Annotated in this window: 26 protein-coding genes; 17 read left to right on the forward strand and 9 right to left on the reverse strand. The window is 54.1% G+C overall.

The annotated features are described in order from the left end of the window. Positions 1-168: 168 nt before the first annotated feature. Positions 169-1,371, reverse strand: coding sequence for an NO-inducible flavohemoprotein (hmpA, locus tag IAE55_RS06580; RefSeq protein ID WP_145158333.1), 1,203 nt, complete (start codon positions 1,369-1,371; stop codon positions 169-171). 653 nt (positions 1,372-2,024) lie between these two features. Here hmpA and IAE55_RS06585 point away from each other — a divergent pair. After that, on the forward strand, positions 2,025-2,729 hold the full coding sequence (locus tag IAE55_RS06585) for a YitT family protein (RefSeq protein ID WP_200631448.1): 705 nt from the start codon (positions 2,025-2,027) through the stop codon (positions 2,727-2,729). A gap of 151 nt (positions 2,730-2,880) precedes the next feature. Here IAE55_RS06585 and IAE55_RS06590 read toward each other — a convergent pair whose 3' ends face one another. Next, a complete protein-coding gene (locus IAE55_RS06590; protein WP_145158339.1) occupies positions 2,881-3,354 on the reverse strand; it encodes a DUF2188 domain-containing protein in 474 nt (157 codons plus the stop codon). A 131-nt stretch (positions 3,355-3,485) separates the two neighbouring features. Here IAE55_RS06590 and IAE55_RS06595 point away from each other — a divergent pair, with 131 nt between their 5' ends. Beyond that, positions 3,486-4,274 (forward strand): lipid II flippase family protein, encoded by a 789-nt coding sequence (locus tag IAE55_RS06595; RefSeq protein ID WP_200631702.1) that lies wholly within the window; start codon positions 3,486-3,488, stop codon positions 4,272-4,274. Between the two features lie 130 nt (positions 4,275-4,404). On the opposite strand, the gene msrA is transcribed toward IAE55_RS06595, so the two are convergent. Both msrA and IAE55_RS06605 read right to left on the reverse strand, forming a co-directional pair. Beyond that, on the reverse strand, positions 4,405-5,370 hold the full coding sequence (gene msrA, locus IAE55_RS06600) for a peptide-methionine (S)-S-oxide reductase MsrA (protein ID WP_105444608.1): 966 nt from the start codon (positions 5,368-5,370) through the stop codon (positions 4,405-4,407). A gap of 84 nt (positions 5,371-5,454) precedes the next feature. After that, positions 5,455-6,069 (reverse strand): TVP38/TMEM64 family protein, encoded by a 615-nt coding sequence (locus tag IAE55_RS06605; RefSeq protein ID WP_145158342.1) that lies wholly within the window; start codon positions 6,067-6,069, stop codon positions 5,455-5,457. A 340-nt stretch (positions 6,070-6,409) separates the two neighbouring features. On the opposite strand from IAE55_RS06605, the gene IAE55_RS06610 reads away from it, so the two are divergent. The 3 genes from IAE55_RS06610 to IAE55_RS06620 all read left to right on the forward strand — a co-directional run bounded on the left by IAE55_RS06610 (position 6,410) and on the right by IAE55_RS06620 (position 8,455). Next, positions 6,410-7,096, forward strand: coding sequence for a TerC family protein (locus tag IAE55_RS06610; RefSeq protein ID WP_076169968.1), 687 nt, complete (start codon positions 6,410-6,412; stop codon positions 7,094-7,096). Positions 7,097-7,188: 92 nt separating this feature from the next. Continuing rightward, positions 7,189-8,130: a Gfo/Idh/MocA family protein gene (locus IAE55_RS06615; RefSeq protein ID WP_186381896.1), complete on the forward strand. Its 942-nt coding sequence runs from the start codon at positions 7,189-7,191 to the stop codon at positions 8,128-8,130. A gap of 16 nt (positions 8,131-8,146) precedes the next feature. Continuing rightward, positions 8,147-8,455: a hypothetical protein gene (locus tag IAE55_RS06620; RefSeq protein ID WP_145158345.1), complete on the forward strand. Its 309-nt coding sequence runs from the start codon at positions 8,147-8,149 to the stop codon at positions 8,453-8,455. A 100-nt stretch (positions 8,456-8,555) separates the two neighbouring features. Here IAE55_RS06620 and IAE55_RS06625 read toward each other — a convergent pair whose 3' ends face one another. The 3 genes from IAE55_RS06625 to IAE55_RS06635 all read right to left on the reverse strand — a co-directional run bounded on the left by IAE55_RS06625 (position 8,556) and on the right by IAE55_RS06635 (position 11,908). Further along, positions 8,556-9,629 (reverse strand): glycosyltransferase WbsX family protein, encoded by a 1,074-nt coding sequence (locus tag IAE55_RS06625; RefSeq protein WP_145158348.1) that lies wholly within the window; start codon positions 9,627-9,629, stop codon positions 8,556-8,558. A 75-nt stretch (positions 9,630-9,704) separates the two neighbouring features. Beyond that, a complete protein-coding gene (locus tag IAE55_RS06630) occupies positions 9,705-10,880 on the reverse strand; it encodes a glycosyltransferase family protein (protein WP_200631450.1) in 1,176 nt (391 codons plus the stop codon). Between the two features lie 179 nt (positions 10,881-11,059). Next, positions 11,060-11,908, reverse strand: a complete 849-nt coding sequence (locus IAE55_RS06635) for an AraC family transcriptional regulator (protein ID WP_145158354.1) — start codon at positions 11,906-11,908, stop codon at positions 11,060-11,062. Positions 11,909-12,063: 155 nt separating this feature from the next. Between IAE55_RS06635 and IAE55_RS06640 the strand changes: the two genes are divergently transcribed. The 9 genes from IAE55_RS06640 (at position 12,064) to infC (ending at position 19,745) form a co-directional block, all read left to right on the forward strand. After that, positions 12,064-13,113 carry a Gfo/Idh/MocA family protein gene (locus tag IAE55_RS06640; protein ID WP_200631703.1) on the forward strand — a complete coding sequence of 350 codons (1,050 nt, stop codon included), beginning with the start codon at positions 12,064-12,066 and terminating at the stop codon, positions 13,111-13,113. Positions 13,114-13,162: 49 nt separating this feature from the next. Continuing rightward, complete coding sequence (locus IAE55_RS06645; RefSeq protein ID WP_105444613.1) at positions 13,163-13,930, forward strand: sugar phosphate isomerase/epimerase family protein; 768 nt, start codon at positions 13,163-13,165, stop codon at positions 13,928-13,930. After that, positions 13,923-15,017 carry a Gfo/Idh/MocA family protein gene (locus IAE55_RS06650; protein ID WP_076169974.1) on the forward strand — a complete coding sequence of 365 codons (1,095 nt, stop codon included), beginning with the start codon at positions 13,923-13,925 and terminating at the stop codon, positions 15,015-15,017. Before IAE55_RS06645 ends, IAE55_RS06650 begins: the two co-directional genes overlap by 8 nt. 62 nt (positions 15,018-15,079) lie before the next feature. Beyond that, a complete protein-coding gene (locus tag IAE55_RS06655; protein WP_089548117.1) occupies positions 15,080-16,048 on the forward strand; it encodes a sugar phosphate isomerase/epimerase family protein in 969 nt (322 codons plus the stop codon). A 12-nt stretch (positions 16,049-16,060) separates the two neighbouring features. Further along, positions 16,061-16,792 (forward strand): ThuA domain-containing protein, encoded by a 732-nt coding sequence (locus IAE55_RS06660; protein ID WP_145023765.1) that lies wholly within the window; start codon positions 16,061-16,063, stop codon positions 16,790-16,792. Positions 16,793-17,065: 273 nt separating this feature from the next. Beyond that, on the forward strand, positions 17,066-17,386 hold the full coding sequence (locus IAE55_RS06665) for a winged helix-turn-helix transcriptional regulator (protein WP_076169977.1): 321 nt from the start codon (positions 17,066-17,068) through the stop codon (positions 17,384-17,386). 165 nt (positions 17,387-17,551) lie between these two features. After that, entirely contained in the window at positions 17,552-18,271 is a 720-nt protein-coding gene (locus tag IAE55_RS06670; protein ID WP_200631452.1) for a hypothetical protein, read from the forward strand. A 133-nt stretch (positions 18,272-18,404) separates the two neighbouring features. After that, positions 18,405-19,133 (forward strand): hypothetical protein, encoded by a 729-nt coding sequence (locus IAE55_RS06675; protein ID WP_116229621.1) that lies wholly within the window; start codon positions 18,405-18,407, stop codon positions 19,131-19,133. Between the two features lie 129 nt (positions 19,134-19,262). After that, the gene (gene infC, locus IAE55_RS06680) at positions 19,263-19,745 is read left to right on the forward strand and encodes a translation initiation factor IF-3 (protein WP_089548114.1); all 483 of its coding nucleotides are present in this window, start codon (positions 19,263-19,265) and stop codon (positions 19,743-19,745) included. Between the two features lie 62 nt (positions 19,746-19,807). Here infC and IAE55_RS06685 read toward each other — a convergent pair whose 3' ends face one another. Further along, positions 19,808-20,692: a hypothetical protein gene (locus tag IAE55_RS06685; RefSeq protein WP_089548113.1), complete on the reverse strand. Its 885-nt coding sequence runs from the start codon at positions 20,690-20,692 to the stop codon at positions 19,808-19,810. Positions 20,693-21,128: 436 nt separating this feature from the next. Then, entirely contained in the window at positions 21,129-21,845 is a 717-nt protein-coding gene (locus IAE55_RS06690; protein ID WP_145158365.1) for a Crp/Fnr family transcriptional regulator, read from the reverse strand. Positions 21,846-22,091: 246 nt separating this feature from the next. Here IAE55_RS06690 and IAE55_RS06695 point away from each other — a divergent pair, with 246 nt between their 5' ends. The 3 genes from IAE55_RS06695 to IAE55_RS06705 all read left to right on the forward strand — a co-directional run bounded on the left by IAE55_RS06695 (position 22,092) and on the right by IAE55_RS06705 (position 25,315). Next, entirely contained in the window at positions 22,092-23,477 is a 1,386-nt protein-coding gene (locus IAE55_RS06695) for an ABC transporter substrate-binding protein (RefSeq protein ID WP_181153019.1), read from the forward strand. A gap of 126 nt (positions 23,478-23,603) precedes the next feature. Further along, positions 23,604-24,488, forward strand: coding sequence for a carbohydrate ABC transporter permease (locus tag IAE55_RS06700; protein ID WP_076169984.1), 885 nt, complete (start codon positions 23,604-23,606; stop codon positions 24,486-24,488). After that, the gene (locus IAE55_RS06705) at positions 24,488-25,315 is read left to right on the forward strand and encodes a carbohydrate ABC transporter permease (protein WP_200631453.1); all 828 of its coding nucleotides are present in this window, start codon (positions 24,488-24,490) and stop codon (positions 25,313-25,315) included. The genes IAE55_RS06700 and IAE55_RS06705 overlap by 1 nt, the downstream gene beginning before the upstream one ends. Positions 25,316-25,339 lie beyond the last annotated feature (24 nt).

A 25,339-nucleotide genomic window follows, 5' to 3' on the forward strand; every position in this document is an offset into this window, starting at 1 on the left:
GGCCGGTTTGGAAATCACATTGGCTAAATCAACGATTCGCATTAGCTAACTCAGCGCATTGCATTGACCAATCCGTGCGTTACATTGGCCTCAAATGACGCCGTAGTCCGATAGGCGGGTTATGCTGCCAGTTGATAAGCTAACCGAGCGTGGCCCGCCGCCGATAAGTTAGTCGAGCTGGCCTGCGGGGCCGAAAAATTCGTAATGGATCCGCTCTGCGGGGATTCCCAGCTCCTTAAGGGCGCTGTAGACGGTGCGCATGAACGGAACCGGGCCGCAGAAGTAAAAATCAGCGTTTGGATCGACGATTTGCCGCAGCCATGCAGCGTCGATATATCCGGTTTTATGGCAGCTGTCGCCCTCAAGCGGTGTCTCATAGCAAAGGTAGGAGGACATTTGCGGATGCGCGCCTTCAAGCTCGGCGATATGCTCCTTCATCGCATGATGGCTTCCGTTAATCGCGGCGTGAACATAAGTGACTTTACGGGCCGGCTGTTCTTTCAGCAGCGTCTCCAGCATGCTGACCATTGGCGTCAGGCCGACCCCGCCGCTGATCAGCACGACGGGAATGTCTTGGGTCTGATCCAGCGTAAACGTGCCTGCCGGTGCACTGATTTCGAGGACGGTGCCTTCTTGGGCGTGCTCGTGCAGATAGTTGGAGACGACGCCTGCGGGTTTACCTGGCGCGGCATCTTCGCGGCGCACCGAAATCCGGTAGGAAGAACCGCCCGGCGCAGCGGACAAGCTGTAGTGGCGGATCTGCGTATACGGCTGGCCTTCAGGCTGAACGCGGACCGTGATGTATTGTCCCGGCAAATAAGAGGCGATCGGTCCGCCGTCTTGCGGTTTTAAATAGAACGAAGTGATCACTTCGCTCTCCTTCACTCTCCGTTCCACGACGAATGGGCGGAAACCGGACCAGCCTCCCGGTGCGGCTTCAGCTTCCCGGTACATTTCCGCTTCCACGCTGATAAATGCGTCTGCAATGACGCCGTAAGCCTCTTTCCAGGCTTCGAGAATTTCCGGCGTGGCCGCATCGCCAAGAACTTCCTTGATGGCCCCAAGCAAATACTGTCCGACGATCGGGTAATGCTCCGGCTTGATTTGCAGCGCCCGGTGCTTCTGCCCGATCTGCTTGACGGCTGGAATGATATCCTCGAGATGATCGATATGCGCGGCCGCGGCATAGACGGCGCCCGCCAGGGCGGCCGACTGCCGTCCTTGGCGCTGGTTGGCATGGTTGAATATGTTCAGAAGCTCTGGATGATCCTTGAAGAGATTGTTATAAAAGACGGATGTAATGGCCTGTCCGTGTACTTCCAGTACCGGAACGGTCGATTTGATCGTATCAATGGTTTGTTGGCTCAGCATAAAGGGCTCCTTCTTTCAACGTAATATTTAACGATTTCATAAGTTAAGTATAGAAAAGCCGATTACCCTTTATTGTGATTTCAGTCACATAAAAAATTGACATTGTGTGAACTTGAATTTACGTTCTGAATACATGATCCGACGGAATAGGGCATAGGATATGACACGGTATCACGGTATCATTCCTGAAATCTGAATGACAGCGCCTGCGGCATAGAAGCCCTTCTTTTAGATATAAGAAAATTATAAGTTTCGGAGACTGGTTTTCTTATAACGCAACCAAAACTATCATATAAAAGCGGTCCGGCTTCTTGGAATGCACGACGAAAGACGTTTCTAACGCATTCTCCTCAGCAAGCTGTTTAGCAGGCAGTGCAACTGTGGTATAATAAGTATAGAAGTTATCAAACAAAAGAAAGGATCAGGATACCATGTGTCCCCGAAGGAACATTCCCCAAAGGACGATTTGGAAACGTTATGATCTCTCTTACACTTAGCTTCCATCGTAGAGAACAAGCGCCCGGATATTGGGTTGTGACAAACTTCTCGCGAAAGAAGGAAGCTTAAGATGCGAAGGACTCGGTCCTACAGGTTTCTTCCCGCGGAAGTTAGTCGCGTCCCTGACCAACTAACTACGATGAGGGGTAACCTGTATGAGGAAGAAAGACCATGTAATTTCAACGCTTCGACCAATCGCTATTATGATGTTAGGTACTTTTTTGCTGGCATTTACGTATTATCACATTAATTTTCAGAATCATCTGTCCGAGGGCGGCTTCGTTGGCCTGTCGCTGCTCGGCAAGTACGCATTCGGATTTGACCCGGCAGTGACTGTGCTGATCCTGGATATTCCGGTGATCCTCGTTGCGCTGCTGCTGAATGGACGCAAATTTATTGTGAACACGCTTGTGGCGACCGTTTCGTTTTCCGTTTTTTACGATCTGATGGAACGCTACTCTGCGCTTGACATCAATCTTCACGGCAACCTGCTGCTGGCAGCGCTGCTGTCAGGCGTCTTGTCCGGCTTTGCGACCGGACTGGTACTGCGGTTCGGAGGAGCGACAGGCGGCGACGATATCGTGTCTCTGCTGCTCAGCCGTCTCACCGGCCTTGAAGTCGGCACCGTATTTATTCTGCTCGATGCGGCCGTCCTGCTCGTATCCTTGTTCTACCTGCCTCTGCAGGAAACGTTGTTTACGATTTTGGCCGTGAGCATTGCAGGGAAAATGATTACGTATACGGTCTCGTTTCGTGCGCATCTTACCTCGCCGGCAGTGGGAGATGCCGCACCTAAGATGACCGCGGGGCAGAAACAGCCTGCAGCCAAACCCGTTCACAAAGTTCGGAGTGTCCACTGATAGATAACCGCCTGGTTCCTTAGGGAATCAGGCGGTTTGCTGTTTATGGCAGGTATGGCAGGGCGGGGGGCACCGTATGGAGCCTCCCCGCGAAGACATACCACGAATCGCTCGATTTTGCCGTCTTGCGTGAACGCTGGCAAGAACAGCATTACGAATAACTTCGATTGCTCTCGATTTTGCCGTCTTTGCCGTGAACGATGGCATGGACATCGTGTTTCGAGGCGTAGTCTTCCGCCTCGTCCATGGCTTCCTTTTTCGATCCAAAAGTCGACAAGGGCTTGTCTTTACCTTCCACCTTGAGCGCCCATCCGTCCTCATGGGTGACGACATGGACGTCGGCATCGCCGCCCCGGCCGCTGCGGGACCGGGAAGTCTTGCCGGCGTGCTCGTCATGCTCGTCCCGCTCGTCATCCGAACGGCCAGATGCATGCTTCGATTGCTTTTCCTCACCGGCAGGGTGGTCCTCATTCCACTTTTCCGCCTGAGCGGTGCCGATGGCAATAGCGCGCCCTTCCTCATAGCCTTCCTCGAGCAGCGCATTGGCGATTTCGACCGCCTTATTCCGCACCCGAGGCTCCAAGTTTTTCATGGATACAGGGTAATCATGCTTATTCCAAGGCATTGTCCATCCCTCCAAACCAGTTCTCGTTTACCCCTATATTACCCGGCGCCGCGCGAATCAAACGATGTTCATCCGCCCGATATGCATTATAATGGAAAAGATTGAGAATAAAGGAGTGAGGAATCGTGATCATGCAGATGCTGCTGGTGCTGCTCTTGACGGGGATCATCCATACCGTGGACAGCCTTTCCTATGCTCTGCGGCTCGGCGGGCTGCGCAGCCGGCGGATTACGCTGGCCTTGTCCTTGTCGGGGCTGCTTGTGATCGTGTCGGGGACTTCCAACATGGCGCAGGGACCTATGGTCGGCAGCATGGTGGACAAGGCGCTGGCGTCGGCCTCCTTTCATTTGGAGTCGAGGCTGCATTGGATCATCGCCGCCGCCACAGCCGGTACAGCCGCAGCTATGCTGCTGTTTCCAAGCGTGGTGCGGATTTGCTCGCGGCTGGTCGTCCATTTGGAGGCTGCCGGTTCCATCCCGCAAATGGTAAGGCAGCTGACCACCGGGCGAAAATGGAAGAACGGGGCGGCGTATGTCAAGCTGCCGAATCTCCATATGCTGCGCAGTCTGTTTCAAGGCCGCCTGCCCAGACGCCTGATGGCGATCAATATGGCCGTCACGGCCATTTATACCGTCGGCGTGCTGTCCGCGCTGTATGCCGCCTATCTATGGCCGGAATCCCGGCTGGCGGCATCGACCTCCTCCGGTCTAATCAACGGGGTGGCGACGATTCTGCTGACGCTGCTCGTCGATCCGCGGATCGCCCTGCTGTCGGACCGGACATTGCGGGGAGAGTCGCGTCTGGGGCGGATGAATCAGGTGCTCGGCCTGATGCTCGTATCCCGCTGCGCCGGGACGATTGCTGCCCAGCTCCTGCTCGTTCCCTGCGCATTCTGGATCGGCTGGCTTATCTCCAGCTGACCAAAAGCAGCCGGAAAAAAGGAACGCGCATGAAAAAGAGGGTAAGGCTGCGAGCCTTACCCTCTTTTCGTATAAAGAACGAACCCAGCGCCTATCACTTGCTGGTCTCAAAATAGAACGGCAGTGCCGTTTATTCAAACAGCACTTTATATTCGGAATATCCTTCCTTATCCAGGTCTTCCTTCGGAATAAAGCGAAGCGCCGCGGAGTTGATGCAGTAGCGGAGGCCATCCGGCCCCGGCCCATCGTCAAAAACATGGCCCAGATGGGAATCCGAGCCTTTGCTGCGCACTTCGGTCCGTACCATCATATGGCTCATGTCCAGCTTCTCTTTAATGGAGTAGTCGCGGATCGGCCGGGTAAAGCTCGGCCAGCCGCAGCCCGAGTCATACTTGTCCGTGGAGCTGAACAGCGGCTCGCCGGACACGATGTCGACGTAAATGCCGTCGCCGTGATGATCCCAGAACTCGTTTTGGAACGGCCGCTCCGTGGCGTTGTTCTGGGTGACTTCGTATTGAAGCGGTGTCAGGCGCTGTTTCAGCTCTTCCTTGTTTATCTTGGGAGCCCAGTGCTTCTCCAGGAAGTCATCGCGGCCCGATCCTTTCCGGTACCGTTTGTAATGTCCCGGGTTTTTCTTGTGGTAATCCTGGTGGTAATCTTCCGCTTCATAGAACGGGCCGGCAGGCAAAATCGGCGTAACGATCGGCTTGTCAAAGCGGCCGCTTCTTTCGAGCGCCTGCTTGGACGCTTCGGCCTTCTCGCGCTGCTCCTCGCTGTGATAGAAAATAGCGGTCTGGTAGGAAGAGCCGCGATCGTAGAACTGCCCGCCCGCATCGGTTGGATCGATCTGCTGCCAGAATAGCTCGAGCAGCTTTTCATAAGGAAAAATGTCCGGGTTGAACGTAATCTGCACCGCTTCCACATGCCCTGTCGTTTCAGAGCATACTTCCTCGTAAGTCGGGTTCGGCTTATGGCCGCCGGTATATCCGGACACGATGCTGACGATGCCCGGCAGCTCCTCAAACGGGGTTACCATGCACCAAAAGCATCCACCCGCAAAAGTGGCTTTATGTTCAACTGGCTGTACGTCGCTCATGATATCACTCCGTTTCTTTCAAATCGTAAGTAAGGTGTACAACTCCATTATAATCCATCCGCGCAAGGGAACCAAGGTGCCCGGTTATTTCGGTCTCGTGCGGGAGAGGCGGCGGTACATTACCGCGATCAGTCCGAGCAAGAGGACATAAGCTGAGGCCGCAGCGGCGGAGATCCACGGGTGCGCAGATAGATTGCCGCCCAGGTAGGCATATAACAGGATGCCCGGCACTTTGCCGATCCCGGAAGCGGCGGTGTAGCTCCAGAAGGGAAGCGCGGCGGCCCCGGCGAATATATTGACCGCCATCTGCGGAACGATCGGAATAACCCGCGCGGCGGCGATACTGACAAACGGATGCGTTTCAATGAATGCGGTGAAAGTCTGCAGCGGCTTGATCCGTTCCAAATACCTCCTGCCCCGGTCCCGAAACAGGTAGCGGACAAGTCCGTACAGAATCGTGGCCGCCAGCATCGTTCCGATCCATGAGACGACCGTTGCCCACAGGGTACCGTAAGCGTAGCCGAGCGCCGCGATGACCAGCTTATAGGGAACGACAGGGAACAGGGCGACCAGGGCGGCTATTCCGACCAGCAGAAGGAATGACGGCCTTTCGCCCAGCGCCTCCATGATCGCGTCCCGGTACAGGAAAGCCCAAACGAGCAGAAGGATGTACAAGAGGAGCAGCAGCCATTTTTTCATCGTGATTTCCTTTCCACTTAGCCTATAATCTCCATCATACCAAAAATTAATGAATAAAAATCATAGTAATTGCCTTAGAGTTTTGTTATAATGGTTCCAACAAGTGAATAGTTCCCAAAGGGGAGTAGCTCATGCAATAAAGTCGTCATTACGGGATCGGTATCCCCGGCTTTATTGGCAACGATTATGTTGTTTTGCGAGACCTTTGCCTGATTTTTCATTAGGTAAAGGTCTTTTTTGGTGGGCAAAAAGCGCCATTTTACCTAATGAAGGTAAGGGGCGCTTTTTTTAGTGCGGCGACTAATCATTCTATCTCAAACAACAGAAAGGTGGAAATCGTATGGAATTGTTTACTATGGCATTTTGGGCAGCGCTCATGTCCATCGTCATCATTGACCTGGTTCTTGCCGGCGATAACGCCATTGTAATCGGGCTCGCCGCACGGAACGTCAAAAAAGAAGACCAGAAAAAAGTCATTATTTGGGGGACCGTGGGCGCTGTCGTCATCCGGGTCATCGCCACGCTGCTCGTCGTGCAGCTGCTGCTGATTCCGGGACTGCGGCTTGTCGGGGGAATCGCGCTCGTATGGATCGCGTATAAGCTGCTGATTGACGAAAAAAAGCATGACATATCCGCAGGCAACCAAATGTGGGCGGCCATCCGCACGATCATTATCGCCGATGCCATGATGGGCCTCGACAACGTGCTGGCGGTAGCCGGAGCGGCCCATGGAGACTTCCTGCTCGTCATTATCGGACTGGCGATTTCGGTGCCGATTATGGTATGGGGCAGCACGATTATTCTGAAGCTGACGGAACGCTTCCCGGTCATTATTACGATCGGTGCGGCGGTGCTCGCCTGGACGGCATCCAAAATGCTGGTGGAAGAGCCGCTGATTCACGACTGGTTTGCCAGCCCGATCCTGAAGTACGGGTTTGAAGTGGTGGTCATTGCCGCCGTCGTTGCTTTGGGACTGATGACCAAAAAGAAAAAGCAGAAGGAAAACCGGGCGGCAGAGTCGATGTAACGGCTTAAATTTGCCGGCCAAAAGCGGTATAATGGGTATCTGTCCGGCATGTCCGGAAGGTTCGTTGGATTGAAGAAAGGTGGACCATAGGCATGAATGTAATCAACCGTAAGCGGAAGGTTGCGCTGGCGGGGCTCGGTGATATCGCCCACAAGGTATATCTTCCGCTGCTGGCCCACCACGAGAAGGTGGAGGTTGCCGGGGTGATGAGCCGCTCCGAAGCTACGGTCCAGCGCGTGACGCAGACTTACCGGTTTCCTCAGGGGACGACCGATCTGGAAGAACTGCTGTCATGGGACCTGGATGCCGTTTTTGTCCACAGCCCGACAGAAACCCATTATGACGTGGTCAAAGCCTGTTTGGAAAGCGGGGTATCCGTCTATGTCGACAAGCCGCTGACGACGGATCTCGCCAAGTCCAGGGAACTGGCCGCCCTGGCTTCAAAGAAAGGACTGCTGCTCGCGGTAGGCTTTAACCGCCGGTTTGCTCCATTATATGTGCGGGCAAAGGCATGGGTCGAGGAGACCGGCGGATTTGTCCAGGCCGCCGCAGCCAAGCACCGGACCACCCTGCAGAAAGGGAGCAGCAGCGACACGATTTACGACGATCTGATCCATATGCTGGACCTGCTGCTCTGGCTGGGCGGAAGTGACTACGAGCTGCTTCATCACCATCTAAGTGAAGATGAACAGGGCCGGCTGCTGTACACCTCCGGCGATCTGGGCCTCGGCCGGAACGTCACAGGAAGGTACAGTATGATCCGGCAGGCCGGGGCGGATATGGAGAAGCTCGAGCTGCACGGAAGCGGCCGGTCGGCGGAAGTCGTTAATCTGGAGCGTGCGGTTCTGTGTGAGCAGGGAAGGCCGCCCGAGACCCGCGAATTTGGAAGCTGGGATACGATCCTGCATCGGCGCGGCTTCAGCGGGGCCGTAGATCATTTTCTGGAGCATCTTACTTCTCCGGAAGACTGTACTATTCGCGCCGAGCGGGTCATGCGCAGCCATGAGCTGGCATCGAGACTGGCGGAGCAGTAGAAGGGGGGAACTGACAATGGATGAACGGCAGAAGTCGCTGGAAGAAGGCATCGTGGAAAGCTACAGGCAGGATGAGGATATGATGATCCTGGTTTTTGCCCAGTGGTGCGTCAATCACGGATTGGACCCCCTGGAGCTGTACCGGCAGGCGTACCCGCAGCAGGGTGATAACGAACGACTGCAGCGGGTGCTGGACCTGACCGTACCTAAAGAGGAGGCCGGGCCGATTCCGGACGATACTGTGCTTGGCGTGTTGTCGCTGTTCGGCAACGAAGACTTGGCGTTTGTCGTATCCGAAACGATCACGGCGAGATCCAAAAAATAAGCACCAGCAATTTTGGCTGCAGCATTGAATGGTTAAAGCAGCCCAGAAGCCATGCCCCATATCCGGGGCATGGCTTCTTTGCTCATAGGGCGGGAGAGCGTTATTTGCGGCCGATATAACTCGCGGATGCTTCCAGCGCACTTTTCACCGCCTTCAAATATTGATAGCCGTGATGCCGGTCCGGTTCAAGGTAAGCTCCCTCCGCCCATTCGTTCCAGGCGTTGATAAACAGAAACTCGCTGCGGTACAGCCGGCTTGCCCTTTCGATCTGTCTCGCCAGATACCAGCCGAACTTGCGCGGGGAAGCCCCCATGCTGCTTTGCCCGTTGGCGCCGAGCCGCGGGGTGTTGTCCCAGTTGACGAAAGCGCCCGGGAAAATCATCTCCCCGGCACGATGAGGCGAACGGTTCAATATGTTTTCCCAGACATGATCATAATCCACTGCGATGTGCGGATCGCCGCCGTACGTATTGACATAGCTCCAGATTTGCTGGGAACGGCTGTGACCGAACGTATAGTGCGGTTCGAACTCCAGGCTTGCTTCGAAGCCGGCTTGGTTGGGAAGGGGGAACCCCCCTAGCGTGCGCACAAAATAGATGCCTTCAAGCCCGTTTCCCCGGGCCAAATCGTTCCATAACCGGATCATCTCCTCGCAGCGGGGGATGTTACCGGGCCGATAGATGATAAACATCGGTTTCTCTTGAACACGGATGTATCTCTCATCCCGGAAGGCATCCAGCAGCGCATAAAAGTGCTCTTCCCAGTCACGTTCATCCCCGTAATCCTGCGGCATCAGCAGGTGATGATCACCGCCGTCCCATCTCCGGGTCCACGGCTCGTTGGCCCAGGACAGGCAGAACGGGATCCGGGGCTCACCCAGCCGCAGCACTTCGTTAAAAGGCTTTTCGAGCAGCCGCTTGCCTTTGAACCAGTAGTGGTAATAACAAAAGCCGTAAATCCCGTAGGACTGGGCGGTGTTCGCCTGCCACATCCGGGCGGCAGGGTCGGTCAAATCGTAGTAATACTGATCGAAGGGCTCATTGGGCTGCTTATGCCCCGGGTACAAGGGGACGGCCTTTCGGGTATTTGTCCACTCGGTAAAACCCTCTCCCCACCACAAATCGTTTTCGGGTATCGGGTGAAACTGCGGAAGTAAAAACGCGATAAGCTTCAAGTTGACTTACCTCCCATACAACTTCGGCGGCGGTTCAATCCTGATCCCTGCAGGCTGCCCGGATGGGGTGCAGTCTTAGCGCCGGGCGGCGAGATGGAGCAGCTTCAGCACCATTTGCAGGCACGAATTGCGGTATTTGCTGCCGTACAGAGCGTTGGTCGACACGTACCGCATAAGCTCGGGCCGGTCCCAATAATAGCCGAGTTTTTCCTGCAGGTCGCCGGCGGAGCGGAAGATGACGATATCTTCGTCCGGCCGCATGTACTCGTATAGGTTGGGATTGTTCTCCGCCAGCAGAAAGCCTCCGCACGCGCCAATGGCCAAAACCTGCCCGGGCTCCGGCTGTGCATAAATGATTACGGTGGCCCCGTTATAATATTCCTGGATATCGGCCAGCGGCCGCACGCAGGTTACGCCGTCTTCGGGCTGCCATCCTAAGCCCATGGCAAACACTTTTTTGTCCGCGAGCAGCGGCTTCATGCCGGCGAACATCTCCCGGGTACGCGGATCCGCATTTCCAATGAACAGAATGTCGGATTGATAAGCGATGTTCACGGTTTTGGGGAAATACACGGATGGATCCGCGGCAAAAGGCAAATATACGATCTGTCTGCAGCCCATATAGCGGTATAGAGGAATGTGATTGATATTTTGCGTGAATACGAGGTCGAATGCATCCGCAATCGAAGGCAACTGTTCGGCAGGCGCGGCGGCATCCGCCAGCCAGACCGCTTTTGCTGGGGAGCCGGACAGGACCGGATCCCGCAATTCGTCAAAAAAGTTCGCATCAGGATTGCCAAGCACCAGCAGGAGATCGAACGGAATGGCAGTCAGTCCTGCGGGCAGGTTACAGAGGTGCTTCACGGGAGCGGCCGTCTGTGTGACCAGCCTGAGCCCGTCAAGAATGGACTGTTCGGTATGCCAATGGCTATCTTCCGAGAGCAGCGACCGCACAAGAACTTTCATTTGTTTGATATCCACCGGGCCCGGGGGGGTGCGTGCTCCGTCCAATTCAACCAGAACGTTTGGCGCCGCGTCCGGTTGTTCGGAAGGGGCTGTTTTCGTTTCGGCAGAAACGGGAGGGCCTGGCAGACTTGTTGCCGCGCCGGGAAGGGGAGCCGGTACCTGCGGTGTTCCTCCGCCGTTTTTCTTCAGCACGCGGACCACCATTTTGGCGATGCGCTGCTCGGTAACGGGATGCAAACGGATCTGGGTGCGGCGGGATCGCTCTCGGCTCCTTTTTTTGTTCATGGCGTTTGATTTCCCTCCTCAGCGCCTTAGCATAGTGTCATACCAGTGTATGGTTGTATCGTGAAAGCTGCCCCACGGACAACTGACACAAAAAGGGAAAAAAGGGCGGATGCTGAAGCAGGCAGCACAAAAAAACCGGCGCTTATCCGCGCCGGCTTCAGCCTGTCTTATCCGATGTTCTAGTTCGGCGAACGGACGCCGATCCCGGTCTGGATCTGCTCCCTGTTCTCCATGCGGTATTCCTTTGGCGACTTGCCGAACCTGGACCGGAATACCCGGTGGAAATACGTATAGCTGCCGAATCCCGAAGTTTCCGCAATGTCTTCGAGCGACATCGGACTAAACACGATCCGCTCGCGGGCCATTTCGAGCCGGACGTCCAGCGTATACTGCATAATACTCGTCCCGAAGGCTTCCTTAAACAGATGGACCGCCCTCGAGACGCTGATGCCGACATGTGAAGCGACATCCTCCAGCTTGAAGGATAACGAGGCGTGTTCTTCAATAAAATGCTTCATGCGGTAAGCCAGGTACGTTCTCGGGGTCGTGGAGGGATGCTCGCTTAGGAGGCGGTCCGTTTCGAGGCATAAAATCCGCATGTAGTATCCTGATATTTCGGGATACGGGTTGGACATTCTTCGCTGTTCCAGCACGATCTGGCGGAACAGGCCGAGCAGGCTCTCGTTAAGCGGGACGCGGATGCGCGTCGGCCGTTTCTGCTTGGCCCACCACTGGTCGATCCATTCCCCGCCGAAGAAAATATGATAGTCGCCGCTTTCTACGGCAAGCTCGCCCTGAGCGTTCGGCTCCTCGCCGATCAACAGCTCGTACGGCTCGTCTGGGGAATAAATCAACAGATCGCCCGATTCGACGGGAACAAGCTCACCGTCTACCCGTGCGCGGCATCTTCCGTCGGTCTGCAGACGCATGAGGTAATTTTTAACGCCGTCCATCTCGCTCATGTAGAACGGTTTATGATGAAATGAAAATCCTGCTGTATAAATGTGCACTGAATCTTGGGTGGACATGATAGGGCTCCCTTTGCAATCAAAAAAATAATGACCAGATTGTTCATGTTTCGATCATATAATTCATTTTAATATAAATAAATTCGGAATACCATGTTACTAGATTGTTGAATACGCATTCAGCATCGTAAGGAGTGACTTTCGTGGAGAACAAAATGAAAGCCGGCATTATCGGCTGCGGCAACATCAGTGCTATTTACTTGGAGAATTTAAAGAAAAGCCCGGTTGTTGAAGTGGTGGCGGTTGCCGATCTGGTGACTGAACGCGCCCAAGCGCGGGCTGAAGAGTTTGGGATTGCAAACGCATACACCGTGGATGAGCTGCTCGGTGACAAAGAGATTGAGCTCGTCATCAACCTGACGATTCCCGGCAGCCATGCCTCCATCGATTTGGCGGCGCTTGAAGCCGGCAAGCATGTATACGCGGAGAAGCCGCTGGCAACCTCGCTGCAGGACGGCAAGCGCGTGGTTGAACTGGCCGAGCAGAAAGGCCTGCGCGCCGGAAGCGCGCCGGATACGTTCCTCGGATCAGGCGTGCAGACCGCCAAAGCGGCAATCGAAGCCGGGAAGATCGGCATACCGGTGGCGGCAACCGCATTTATGATGGGCGGCGGCCCGGAGGGCTGGCATCCGGATCCTGAATTTTTCTACGCGCCGGGCGGCGGTCCGATGCTGGACATGGGTCCGTATTACCTGACGGCGCTGGTTGAGCTGCTGGGCTCGATCCGCCGGATCAGCGCTTCGGTAGGTGCCCAGATCCCGATGCGGACCATCGGCTCGGGGCCGAAGAGCGGCCAGCAGATTCAGGTGCAGACACCGACCCATCTGGCCGGCACCATCGATTTTAAACAAGGCGCCATCGCCACGATGATAACCAGCTTTGATATTAAAGCCGAGGCCAATCTGCCGTGGATTGAAATTTACGGTACGGAAGGAACGCTCAGCTTGCCGGATCCGAACTTCTTTAACGGCGACGTCAAGCTTCGCCGCAGCGGTTCCAGCGAATGGGAAGTGCTGACGCCCGTTTTTGAGAGCACCCAGAACGAACGCGGCCGCGGTGTAAACGACATGGTCGAAGCGATCCGCTCAGGGCGCAAGCACCGGGCCAACGGCAACCTGGCCTACCACGTGCTGGAAGCCATGTATGCTTTTGAAGAGTCATCCATCAGCGGCAGCCATGTCGTACTTGCGAGCAGCCATGAATAACGGTCATCTCAATAAGATGACCTATAAGCGAACACAGGGGTGAACCAATATGTTGAAGCTTGGCCTGCAGTTATATACGGTTCGTGAAGAAATGGAAAAGGATTTTGAGGGTACGTTGAAGAAAGTAGCAGAGCTGGGTTATCAGGGCGTGGAATTCCACACCTTCTTTGGACGCTCCAGCGCCGAGGTCAAGAAGCTGCTGGACGAGAACGGTCTGGTCGCCATCGGGACCCATACGCCGTATGACCGGATGCAAAACGCACTGGACGAGGAAATCGCCTATAACAAGGAGATCGGCAGCAGCAGCCTGATCGTTCCTTACCTTGGTGAGGAGCAGCGCGAGTGGGACGAGGTGTTTGACAACCTGAAGCGTATCGGCGAGAAATGCGCCGCGCAGGGGGCCACACTGCTGTACCATAACCACGATTTTGAATTTACGGAAACACGCGGCGAGGAAACGGTGTTCGACGCGATGTACGAAGCGGTGCCCGCCGACCTGCTGAAGGTGGAGCTGGATACGTGCTGGGTATATTTTGCCGGCTACGATCCGGTGGAGTACATCGAGAAGTATGCGGGACGCCTTCCGATTGTGCACTGGAAGGACGTCAAGCGGAAAGAGGACGGCACGCCGCAGACGGTCGAGCTCGGCGCAGGCGAAGTCAACCTGGAAGCCGTAGCCGAAGCAGCGGACCAAGCCGGCGTGGAATGGATCGTTGTGGAGCAGGATTTCTGTGAAAGACCACCGCTCGAAAGCATTGCAGCCAGCATGGAATGGATCAAATCTTATGCCAGAAACGGAGGACCCGTAAATGTCTAGCTCAAGCAAAACCCTGAAAATCGGCATCATCGGCTGCGGAGGAATCGCCAACGGCAAGCATATGCCGAGTCTCAAGAAGCAGCCTCAGGCGGAAATGGTTGCGTTCTGCGATATCGTGCAGGAGCGCGCCGAGAAGGCCGCTGCCGAATTCGGCGCAGAAGGCGCCAAAGTGTATACAGATTTCCGCGAACTGCTGAAGGACGCAAGCATCGACGTCATTCATGTATGTACGCCGAACGATTCCCACTCCGTCATTTCGGTGGCGGCGCTGGAAGCCGGCAAGCATGTCATGTGCGAGAAGCCGATGGCCAAGACGGCCGCCGAGGCCAAAGCGATGGTGGAAGCCGCCAAGCGCACCGGCAAGAAGCTGACGATCGGCTACCAGAACCGCTTCCGCAACGACAGTCAATACTTGAAGGAGCTGTGCGAGAACGGGGAGCTCGGTGACATTTATTACGGTAAAGCGCTGGCCATCCGCCGCCGTGCTGTTCCGACCTGGGGCGTGTTCCTTGACGAAGAGAAGCAGGGCGGGGGACCGCTGATCGATATCGGCACCCACGCGCTCGACCTGACGCTGTGGCTGATGGACAACTATAAGCCGAAGAGCGTGCTCGGGAGCACCTTCCACAAGCTGGGCCATAAAGAGAATGCGGCCAACGCGTTCGGCCCGTGGAACCCGGAAGAGTTCAAGGTAGAGGATTCCGCATTCGGTTTCATCACGATGCAGAACGGCGCAACGATCGTGCTGGAGTCCAGCTGGGCGCTGAACGTCGTGGAAACCGGGGAAGCGAAGACGGTTCTTGCCGGCACGGAAGGCGGGGCCGACATGAAGGACGGCCTGCGCATCAACGGCGAGAAAATGAGCCGCCTCTATGAAACTACGGTGGATCTGAACGCCGGCGGCGTAGCCTTCTACTCCGGGTCGGCAGAGACCGATGCCGACAAGGAGCAGCGCCTGTGGCTCGAAGCCATTTTGGAGGATAAAGAGCCGGTGGTCAAGCCGGAGCAGGCCTATGTGGTCACGCAGATTCTGGAAGCCATTTACGAGTCTGCCAAAACAGGCAAAGCCGTTTATTTTGAGGAATAGTCATCCTTTGCATAGAAGCAATTATTTATAGCTACGATAACCAAGAATGAGGAGGAGTACACTTGAAACTGGGAGTATTTATGGTATTGTTTGGTGGACGCAAACTGGAGGACGCTTTGGACTATGTCGTCTCCAAAGGATTGAAAGCTGTTGAAATCGGAACAGGGGGCAATCCCGGCAACGCGCACTGCAAGCCGGCGGAGCTGCTGAAGGACGAAGCCGCATTGAAGCAATTCAAGGACGCAATCGAGTCCCGCGGTCTGACGATCAGCTCGCTGAGCTGCCACGGCAACCCGCTGCATCCGCAGAAGCATCTGGCTCAGGCCGACCACGAGGATTTCGTGAACTCGGTGCTGCTGGCTGAAAAATTGGGCGTAGAAGTGGTCACCACGTTCTCCGGATGCCCTGGCGACCATGAGGATGCCAAATATCCGAACTGGCCGGTAGCGCCTTGGCCAAACGATTATCAGGAAGTGCTCGCATGGCAGTGGGAGAACAAAGTCATCCCTTACTGGACCGAACAAGCGAAGTTTGCCAAAGAGCATAACGTAAAAATCGCGCTTGAGCTCCACGGCGGATTCTCGGTGCATACACCTGCGACACTGCTCCGCCTGCGCGAAGCTGCCGGCGAAACGATCGGCGCCAACTTGGATCCGAGCCACATGTGGTGGCAGGGTATCGATCCGGTGCAGGCGATCCACATTTTGGGCCGTGAGGGTGCGATCCATCACTTCCATGCAAAGGATACCGTGATCGATCCGATCAATGTTAACAAATACGGCCTGACCGATATGCAGTCCTACACGAACATGCTGGACCGCGCATGGCAGTTCCGCAGCGTAGGCTACGGCCACGATGTGAAAACGTGGGCTGACATTATCAGCGCACTGCGCCTCGTCGGCTATGATTATGTCGTCAGCATCGAGCATGAAGACGGCCTGATGTCTGTTGAAGAAGGCTTCTCCAAAGCCGTTCAAAACCTGCAGCAAGTACTTATTGAAGAGCCACTCGGTGAGATGTGGTGGGTCTAGGGGGATAAACCATTGATTAATGTAACCATTTGGAACGAATTCGTTCATGAAAATATTCACGACGAAGTGAAGGCAGTCTATCCGGAAGGCATTCATGCCGCACTGGCCGCAGGGCTGGACGGCAACGGCTTTGCGATTACAACGGCGACGCTGGACCAGCCGGAGCATGGATTGACCGAAGAAGTGCTGAATGCCACGGACGTGCTCGTATGGTGGGGCCATATGGCCCACGACCAGGTCAGCGACGAAGTGGTGGCGCGTGTCGTAAAACGCGTGCTTGGCGGCATGGGACTCATCGTGCTGCACTCCGGCCATTTCTCCAAACCGTTTAAAGCGTTGATGGGAACCTCCTGCGACCTCAAGTGGAGAGAAGCTGGGGAGCAGGAAATCATTTGGAACGTGAACCCGTCCCATCCGATTTCCATGGGCATTGACGCCAAGATTATTCTCGAGCATGAGGAAATGTACGGCGAATTTTTCGATATTCCGGCTCCGGATGAGCTCGTGTTTATCAGTAATTTCGAAGGCGGCGAAGTGTTCAGAAGCGGATGCACCTTCCGCAGAGGCCAAGGGAAGATCTTCTATTTCCGTCCAGGCCATGAGACGTTCCCGACCTATTACCAGCCGGAAATCCTGAAAGTCATCGCCAACGCGATCAATTGGGCATATCCTCTCCAAACGTCGGCTCCGGTATTCGGCAACATGCAGCCGGTCAGAGAGCTGAAGCCGGCGGCAGTATTGTAAGCTTTCGCAAGGCGTATCAGCCTAAAGCGGCGGTCCAACCGCCGCTTTTTTGCTTGCTTGCAGAGCATGCATGATTTTCGGATGATCTGCAAATCATGGGATCAGCAAGGAATCGGGAGTCCCGTTTTGAAAGGGAAAGAACATTTGCGGAGCTTTCCAGCAGTTGTCTTGTTTCATTTTGCGCAAAAATGTGGTAAAATGAAATATACTAACTTAATGTAAGCGTTCATGAGACGTAACTGTTTACATGGATTCTGTAAAGAGGTGAAGATCATGAATCAACAACAATTTAACATGTGTCCGCGATTCGAAAATGCTTTCTCCATATTAGGAAAACGCTGGAACGGCTTGATCGTCTTTTCCCTGATGGATGGTCCGAAACGGTTCAAGGATATATCGAAATTAATTCCTTCGATGAGCGATAAGATGCTGTCCGAACGCATGAAAGACTTGGAAACGGAAGGAATTCTGGTTCGGCACGTTTATCCCGAAACGCCTGTCCGTATCGAATATGAGCTGACGGATAAAGGCCGAGCGCTGCGTCCCGTTATGGAGCAGGTTCAAGAGTGGGCAGAACAGTGGGTTGAGCTGTAAAACCGTCCGTAAGGTACGGTTCTGCGGGAACCCCGTTAACGACAAACCTTCCTTCCATTAAGGAGGGTTTTTGTTAATTATAGGAAAAGACTTGCACCAAATGACGGAGTCTGTAGTATAATTGGTAAAAAACTGCCTTTTCGGCGTATAAGGAGGCGGATGACGATGAGGAAGATCATATTCTCCCAGGGAATCGGGTACGGCAAGGACGATGTACACGAGCTTGAAAGCGCTTCGGTCAAGGTTCGGGGCATTTACGACAAGACACTCAGCATGCTGAGCCGGTATTGGCCGGAATCGATTTGGAAACGCTGGACCTTAGACAGGCCTGCTCAGGCGTCACCTGCCGACGAAGACAAAGACAAGAGCAGTACGATTTTTCAGAAATGGATTCAAGGTCCTACGGGCTGGAAATGCATCGGCTGCGAGCGGCATAATGTCGAGAGTCTTGATGCAAATCATGCCTCGGACGGAACGTCCAAGCATGAATACATCTTTCATAACGGCCGGCATCAGAGCATGCTGCTGCAGGTCATCATCTGGTCCCAATACGAAGAAATCACCATGTTTCACCCCTTTCTCGGCGACACTCCTTTTTTCACAGAAGAAGAACTGGAGGTCATCTCCACTTATTTTGTGCCTACCTATGTCCATGAAGCCCCTCTGATCCAGCTTGGCAAAAGTTACAAGAAACACAACACGAAATTTCCGATCTACCAGGAATATATTTCAGCTCCGCCGCTAATGCTGCAGTTTGGGGGAGAGGTGCTGGAAGGCACGTGGATGACAGGCGTATACGTGGATCAGGCGAATTTTCTCGGTTTGGGCCCTTATTTGAAAAATACCGACGGCACACGGACGTTCATGGAGCCTCTTATCGATTAATAGGAAACATCTGCCGGAATGCGCGGATTATGCGGGCCCGGCTCGAATATGGTAAAATAGAGTCCTCAGGGGAGGGCTCTATTTGCGTTTTGGAAGAGTCCTGCGAGATTGCGGAAGCAAAGGTGGTTATTCGATGAGGAAGCCGGTTTTACACGCTGCATTCATCATGTTGATCATAGCAACACTGCTGCTGACAGGCTGCAAACAAGCCGACCAGGAGGAGGCATCGGCCAACGTTTATTCGAATGACGTCAATGGGGAGGTCTCTCTCTCGGAAAAAGACGGCTTCTTCTCACCGGCGGTCATCCAAAATTTACGACAATATTTGCAGCAGGGCGTGACGGTCCGGGAAGGGCTGAAGAGAAGCGGCATCGTCGGTTTCAGCGACAACGGCAGCGTCCTGACGATCAGCCAGGTGTCCCTGGATCCTTTATTTGAGTGGGCATTTGAAATCAATGGCAAGAAGCTGGGCAAAGATAATCTCGACACCGTGCTGCAGGACCATGACGAAATTTCCATCAACATTCAGTACGCTGATCCCAAAAAGGACGGGAAAGATGCAAAGGCTCCCGAATTTACCGTGCTGAAGCTGGACGGCGGGTCCATGAAGCCTGATATGACGCATTCTTATGTATTTCCGTACACCAATAATCAAAGCGTCAGAGACGTTATGGCGCACAGCGGTTTCGTGAAGCTGACGGACAATAAAATGTACGTAGACACCGTCCAGGGGTACAGTCCCAAATCGGTGGAGAAGTGGGTCGTCAAGGTGAACGGGAAGGAACTGGTGGACAGCGGTTTGGAGATGAAGCTGACGCCGCAGGATGAAGTGGAAATCAGGCTGGAACGGGCAAGCGTATAATAGCAAAACAAGCAAATCGACAAGCAAACGGACAAGCAAATGGACAAGCCCGAATTGGGCAGACAGCGAATGTGAAATGAACGTCTGGTTTAAATGATACATGTCGTGTGTAAAAGGAAGGGTACCCCTATGTGGATGAATGAGAAGATCAAGGCTTCTGAGGTGGAATTAACCGGCTTGAACGGCGAGGATATCGGAATCGTCCCGACCAGGGAAGCATTGGCCATGGCCCGCAAGCTGAAAGTAGACCTCGTCTGCACGTCGCTGATGAGCAGTCCGCCGCCTTGCCGGCTGGTGGCTGCCGCCGACGCCAAGAAGGAAGCCCAGGCAGCCAAAGCCAAATCTTCCGACCGGGTAGTAAAGGTGAAGGAGATCCGGCTGACCCCGAACATCGAGGAGCACGATCTGGATACGAAGAAGCAGCAGGCCGCGCGAATATTACAAGCGGGAAATGCCGTCATGCTGGTGGTCCGGGTGCAGGGCAAGGAGGGCGCCGCCGCCAAGGTCCTGCTGGAGGACCTGGTTCGGGAATTAAAGGAGTGGGGCCGCGCCAAAACAGGCATCCAGGTGAGCGGCAAGCAGGCTGCCGTACAGATCGATCCGGTCGCATAAATAAAGACAAAGCCCCCGGGCGCCGTTTATTCAGGCACTCAGGGGCTTTTCTGCGGTTCGGGTTAGTCATTAAGCGATCTCCAGCCGTCGAGGTCGTGAACGGACACCCCTGCGAATGAGGTATTGACCTGCGCCAATTGCTGCAGCTTGCCCAGCTGGGAGTCCATATAAGCTTTTCCTTCCTCATAGAAGGTAATAAATTCGCCTTCGCTGCTCGGTTTCGTTTCGACAGAAGCAAAGGCCGGCTTGCCGAGATAGTTCGCCTCTTCCAGTTCGCGCTTGGCGGTGCTGTAGATGCCGTCGGCGGTATCCCGGTAGGACATGATCGCAACGGCGTCATATTGGCTGATCATGAAGCGGCTCAGCGTGCTTGTTCCGTCCGCTGTCGTATAGTTGCAGAGCCAAAACGGAATATCGGCGGCAACTGGAAGATTCATTTCACGCACATTATCGGTTAAATACTGGACGTTCTCCTGCCATTGGCGGATGACCGAGGTCTGGTCCGACTTCCATTGAGGCAGCACGTGGGGTTCGATGTCGACATGAACGCCCTGGAACTTCTCGTCCTCTGCAGCGCCGTTCTGGTACGCCTTCACCCAATCGAGGAAGCTTGTGATTTTGTAACGTTCCGACGTAAGTCCCCAGGACGGGGCGCCGCTGAGCGCATCGACCCGGATATCCAAAGCTCCGGCCTGTTTAATGAAGCTCTTATAGTAGGAAGCAGGAATATCGCTGTTGGTCTGGAGATAAATCGTACGGACGCCGTGATCGGCCGAAAATTTCAGCATCTCCTTGGCTTCCGTCTTGATCAGCACCGTGTTCCACAGCCAGGTGGCTTTGGTGTAACCTTCCGCTTTAGCCTCATTTCCGGGGAAGAGACCCGCGGCAAACCATAATACAACGAAGGCGGCAATCCATCCTGAACGCAATGAATATTTACTTGACATGACAATCGTACACTCCTTTATGTGATGTGCGGTACTACCTGATTCGATGGACCCTCTTTCACGACAAACACGATTCCTTATGACCAGATCTGGCAGCGGGTAATACTTATGATGTTCCTGGTTTTGGCGGATCTCAGTCCTCCTTACAAGGATCTGTAGTCTGATAGCAGGCCCACGACATAATAGGTAGATCTGCGTAGTGGATGAGTCCTTGGAAATAGGTGCTATCCAATTGATCGGTTCTTTATTCCGCATTATATATAGGTCTTAAGAATCATTTAATAGTATATGAAGAAAGCGCTTTAATGAATATAGGTATTTGGAAGGGTGAAAAGAGAATAATTAGAGGGGGAGAAAGGAATCGAAGGGATACAGCCTCCTTTTAGCGCAATGAAAAACCCCCTGCGCTGCACGCAGAGGGAAGCGATGATTTCTCTTAAATCCGGCATATTTCCTTCGGGCAATACTCACAGTGACAGATGCCCTGCAGATGAGAAATGTCGTTAATGACAATCAGGCCGTCCACAATGTCCACCGCACCGCATCTGCGGAGGTCGCCCAGCATCCGGTTGACGCTTTCGCGTGTAGCTCCGATCAGGTTCGACAGATCCGTGTTGGTAAGCTTTTTATGGATGATGATACGTCCTCCGGCATGTTCTCCATACGTATTGCCGAGCCGGATCAGTGTCGAACAAAGCGCGCCGGGCTTGCCGTACATCATGAGATCCCGGAACTTGGTCTGCGTGAGGCGGTGATGGTTGCCCATCCATTTCATAAAGTCCATCGCAAAAGCGCCGTCCTGGCAAATGAGGAATTCCATATCCTGCTGGTCGATCACGCCGACGACGCTGTCCTCAAGCACCTCGGCGGTATAACTGTGCGTACGGCTGCCGATCGGGTCGGCCTGGCCGACGATATCGCCGCTTGTATACATATAGACGATAAGCTCTTTCCCTTCGACCGAGGATTTGCTTAATTTAACGCATCCGCTGTAGATATAGTAAAATCTGTCGGCAGCATCCCCTTCCCAGAACAGGTGGGAACCCGCAGGCATCTTTATTTCCGTCATCATGGAAAGCATCCGTGTGAAGTTGGCGTCCGAGAAGCAGCATGTATTCCGGACCGTGTCCTCGAGTGCAGGCAGTGTGCTCATCGTTCATTTCCCCTTTTTGGCTTTCTGTAATGTGATTGCCTTTATCCATATTATAGCGGGAATACGAGCGGCTGAGTGCGCGCCGGGCCGGCGAAAAGTGTCAAATTTCTAACAATGTGATTATTTTCACTTGGTGTAGAGGATTTTCCCCCTGCATTAGCGGAATATTCTCCTTACGGATCTGGCGGCCGCTTCTTATAATTAAGCATGTAAACCAGATTGCTAAGGGGGCTTAAGCAGATGAAGATGAAAAGAAGTTTGATGCTGCTGATCTCGTTATGTTTTGCGGCGTCGCTCGCGTTATCCGGTTGTGGAAGCGATAACAAATCGGCCGGAGAGACGGGCGGGGGTTCATCGGGAACGGAGCCGAAGACGGAGGAAGCGCAAAAGGCCGAACCGTTCGAGCTGACACTGAGACATACGCAGGTTGGCCAGGACAAAGAGAAGCGTTTTGCCATTTTGCAGGACGTCGTAAAAAAGACGGAGGGCGAAATCGAAGGGTTAACGTTCAAGCTGGATGGCGTGGAATCCGACGTCAACCGGAAAGAGAAGCTGCGCGGCGAAATGGCGGCAGGCAATCCGCCGGATATTTTCGACCTGTTCGGCAGCCCCGATTCCAAAGTGTACGCCAAAGAGGGCAAGCTGCTTGATTTGACGCCGATCATTGAGGAGCTGGGGATCAAGGATAAGTTCAGCTCGCTCGAGCCGTTCACTTACGAAGGTAAAGTCTACGGACTGCCGATCGGCGGATCTGGCGAAGGCTTCTTCTATAACAAGGAGTATTACGATAAAAAGGGTTGGGCGCCGCCTAAAACGTTCGCCGAGCTGGAAGAGCAGCTGGCCGCGATCAAGGCCGACGGCAAGGTGCCTATGGCGGCAGCTTCCAAGGCAGGCTGGGTGCCGCTGATGCTGACCAACCATCTGTGGTCGCGCTACGCGGGACCGGACATTACGAACAAATTCGCTACCGGCGAAGCCAAATGGAACGACCCGAACATGGTCAAGGCGTTTGCGAAGCATAAGGAATGGGTCGACAAGGGCTATTTCAAAAAGGGCGAGCTGGGCTTTGAATACGCCGAGTACACGACCCAATTTACGAGCGGGGAAGCCATTTTGATGTATGACGGAACGTGGAAGTCTTCGGTGTTCAAGCAAGGGGAATCCGGCGAAGGCATGATCGGTAAAGTCGGCTTCTTCAACCTTCCGCCGGTGGACGGCGGCGTAGGCGATCAGACGGCGCTGATGCGCGACGTCAACAACGGCTACGGCTTCTCGTCCGCTGTCGCCAAGGATCCGCGCAAGCTGGAAGCGGTGAAAGCCTTTATCAAGAACATGTTCAATGAGGAAATGCAGATCCGCGGCTTGGTGGAAGACGGGGTCCTGCCGGCCATGAAGCTGGACGCATCTGTGCTGGAGTCGAGCATTACCGACGATCTGATGAAGCAAATCGTCGACGTGCTGAACACGGCCCAATCCTCCTTCCCGGCATTCGATTCGCTCGTACAGGCTGACGTGACGACGGAAATCAGCAACATTCAGATTCAAAAGCTGATCGGCAACCAGACGACGCCTGAGAAGATGGGCGAAGCGCTCCAGAAGGCACAAGAGGAAGCGAATTCCCTGGAAGAATAACGGCAACTGATGCGGTGTGCCTCGGGTCAAACCGGGGCACCTGTTTTTTACTCAACCCCCTCAAGTCTGAGGGAGCATGACATTTTTTCGGGCGGACGACCAAGCGCCCGCGTTGGGAGGAACTCCATGAACAAAGCATTGAAGAATCCTGCGCTCTACGTCCTGTTTATTCTTCCCTGCTTGATTTTGTTTGCCATGTTTTTTCTGTATCCGATTGTAAGCTCGATCCGTTACAGCCTGACGAGCTGGAACGGCGTATCCAGCGATCCGAAATTCATCGGCTTCGACAACTTCGTGAAGGCGCTGACGGAGAAGCGGTTTTGGACCGCGGTCCGAAACAACGGCTATTTCATTTTGTTTTCCTGCGGGATCCAAGTGCCGCTGATCGTCTTTTTTTCGCTTCTGATCGCCCATGTCAAAAAACTGAAGGGGCTGTACAAGACGGCGGTATTTTTGCCTTCGATCATGTCCACGGCCGTGATCGGCATCCTCTGGGGATTTATTTATGAGCCGAACATCGGGCTGCTGAACAATATCCTGAAAGTGTTCGGCATCGAACCGCTATATTGGCTGTCCGACGAAAAATACGCGATGCTGTCCATCCTGATTACCAATGCCTGGCAGTGGACCGGCTTTTATATCGTCATGGTGCTCGCCGCCATTATTTCCATTCCCCGCGAGCTGGACGAAGCCGCCGCCATCGACGGCGCAACGGCTGTACAGCGGGCGTTCTCCATTACGCTGCCGCTCATTAAGCCGATCATCTCCGTCGTCATTATGCTGTCCATCGCCGGTGCGATGAAAGCCGCGGACATCGTCATCGTCATGACGAAGGGCGGACCGGCGGGTTCGACCGACGTGATGGCCACCTACATGATCAAATATGCCATTACCAACTTCAAATACGGGTACGGCAACAGCATTTCTGTTCTCATCTTCGTCTTTACATTAATACTGACCGCCCTGTACCAACTGTTGATTGCAAGGCGCAGCGAAAGGATTGAATACTGATGACCAGGCTCAAAAAACTGCTGCCCCACATCGTCCTGATGGCCTACTTATTGGTTATTCTTTTTCCGTTCCTGTTCGTGCTTTTCTCTTCGGTCAAAAAGGATAACAATGCGATCGCCCTGAACCCGTTCGGCATACCAAAGCAGTTTGCGCTAGGTAATTACGTGGAGGCATGGGTCAACGCCAAGATCAGCACCTATTTTTTCAACAGCCTGTATATCTCGATTCTGTCGGCCGTCGTATCGATCCTGATCGCCGCGATGTTTGCGTTTGCGATCACCCGCATGCGGCATTTCAAAATCAGCGCGCTGCTGTCCGGCCTGATCCTGGTCGGCATGCTCATCCCGAACAACGCGCTTATGCTTCCGATTTATCTGCTCGTGCGCAAGCTTGGGATCCTGGATACGCATCTGGCGCTCATCATTCCGTACATCGCCAACGCGCTCCCGTTCTCGGTCATCATTCTGGCGGCGTTCATGCGGTCCCTGCCCGGCGAAATCGAGGAAGCAGCCGTCATGGACGGGTTGAAAGCCCAGGGTATATTTGCTAGAATTGTCGTACCCCTGACGGTTCCGGCCATGGTTACGGTGTTTATCGTGAACTTCCTCGGCAACTGGAACGAATTTTTGCTAGCCAACTACTTCCTCTCCGATGATTCGCTGCGGACCCTCCCGGTCGGGATGGTGCAGTTCCGGGATCAATACCAGATGAATTACGCGCAGATGTCAGCCGGCATCGTCTACAGCGTCGTACCGGTCATCGTGATTTACGCGATCCTTCAGGAGAAAATCATTGAAGGTGTTACAGCAGGCAGTGTTAAGGGATAACATGCGAAGAAACGGATGAATGCC

This window comes from Paenibacillus sp. S28 (genome assembly GCF_016624415.1).
Lineage (GTDB): Bacteria > Bacillota > Bacilli > Paenibacillales > Paenibacillaceae > Paenibacillus_AQ > Paenibacillus_AQ favisporus.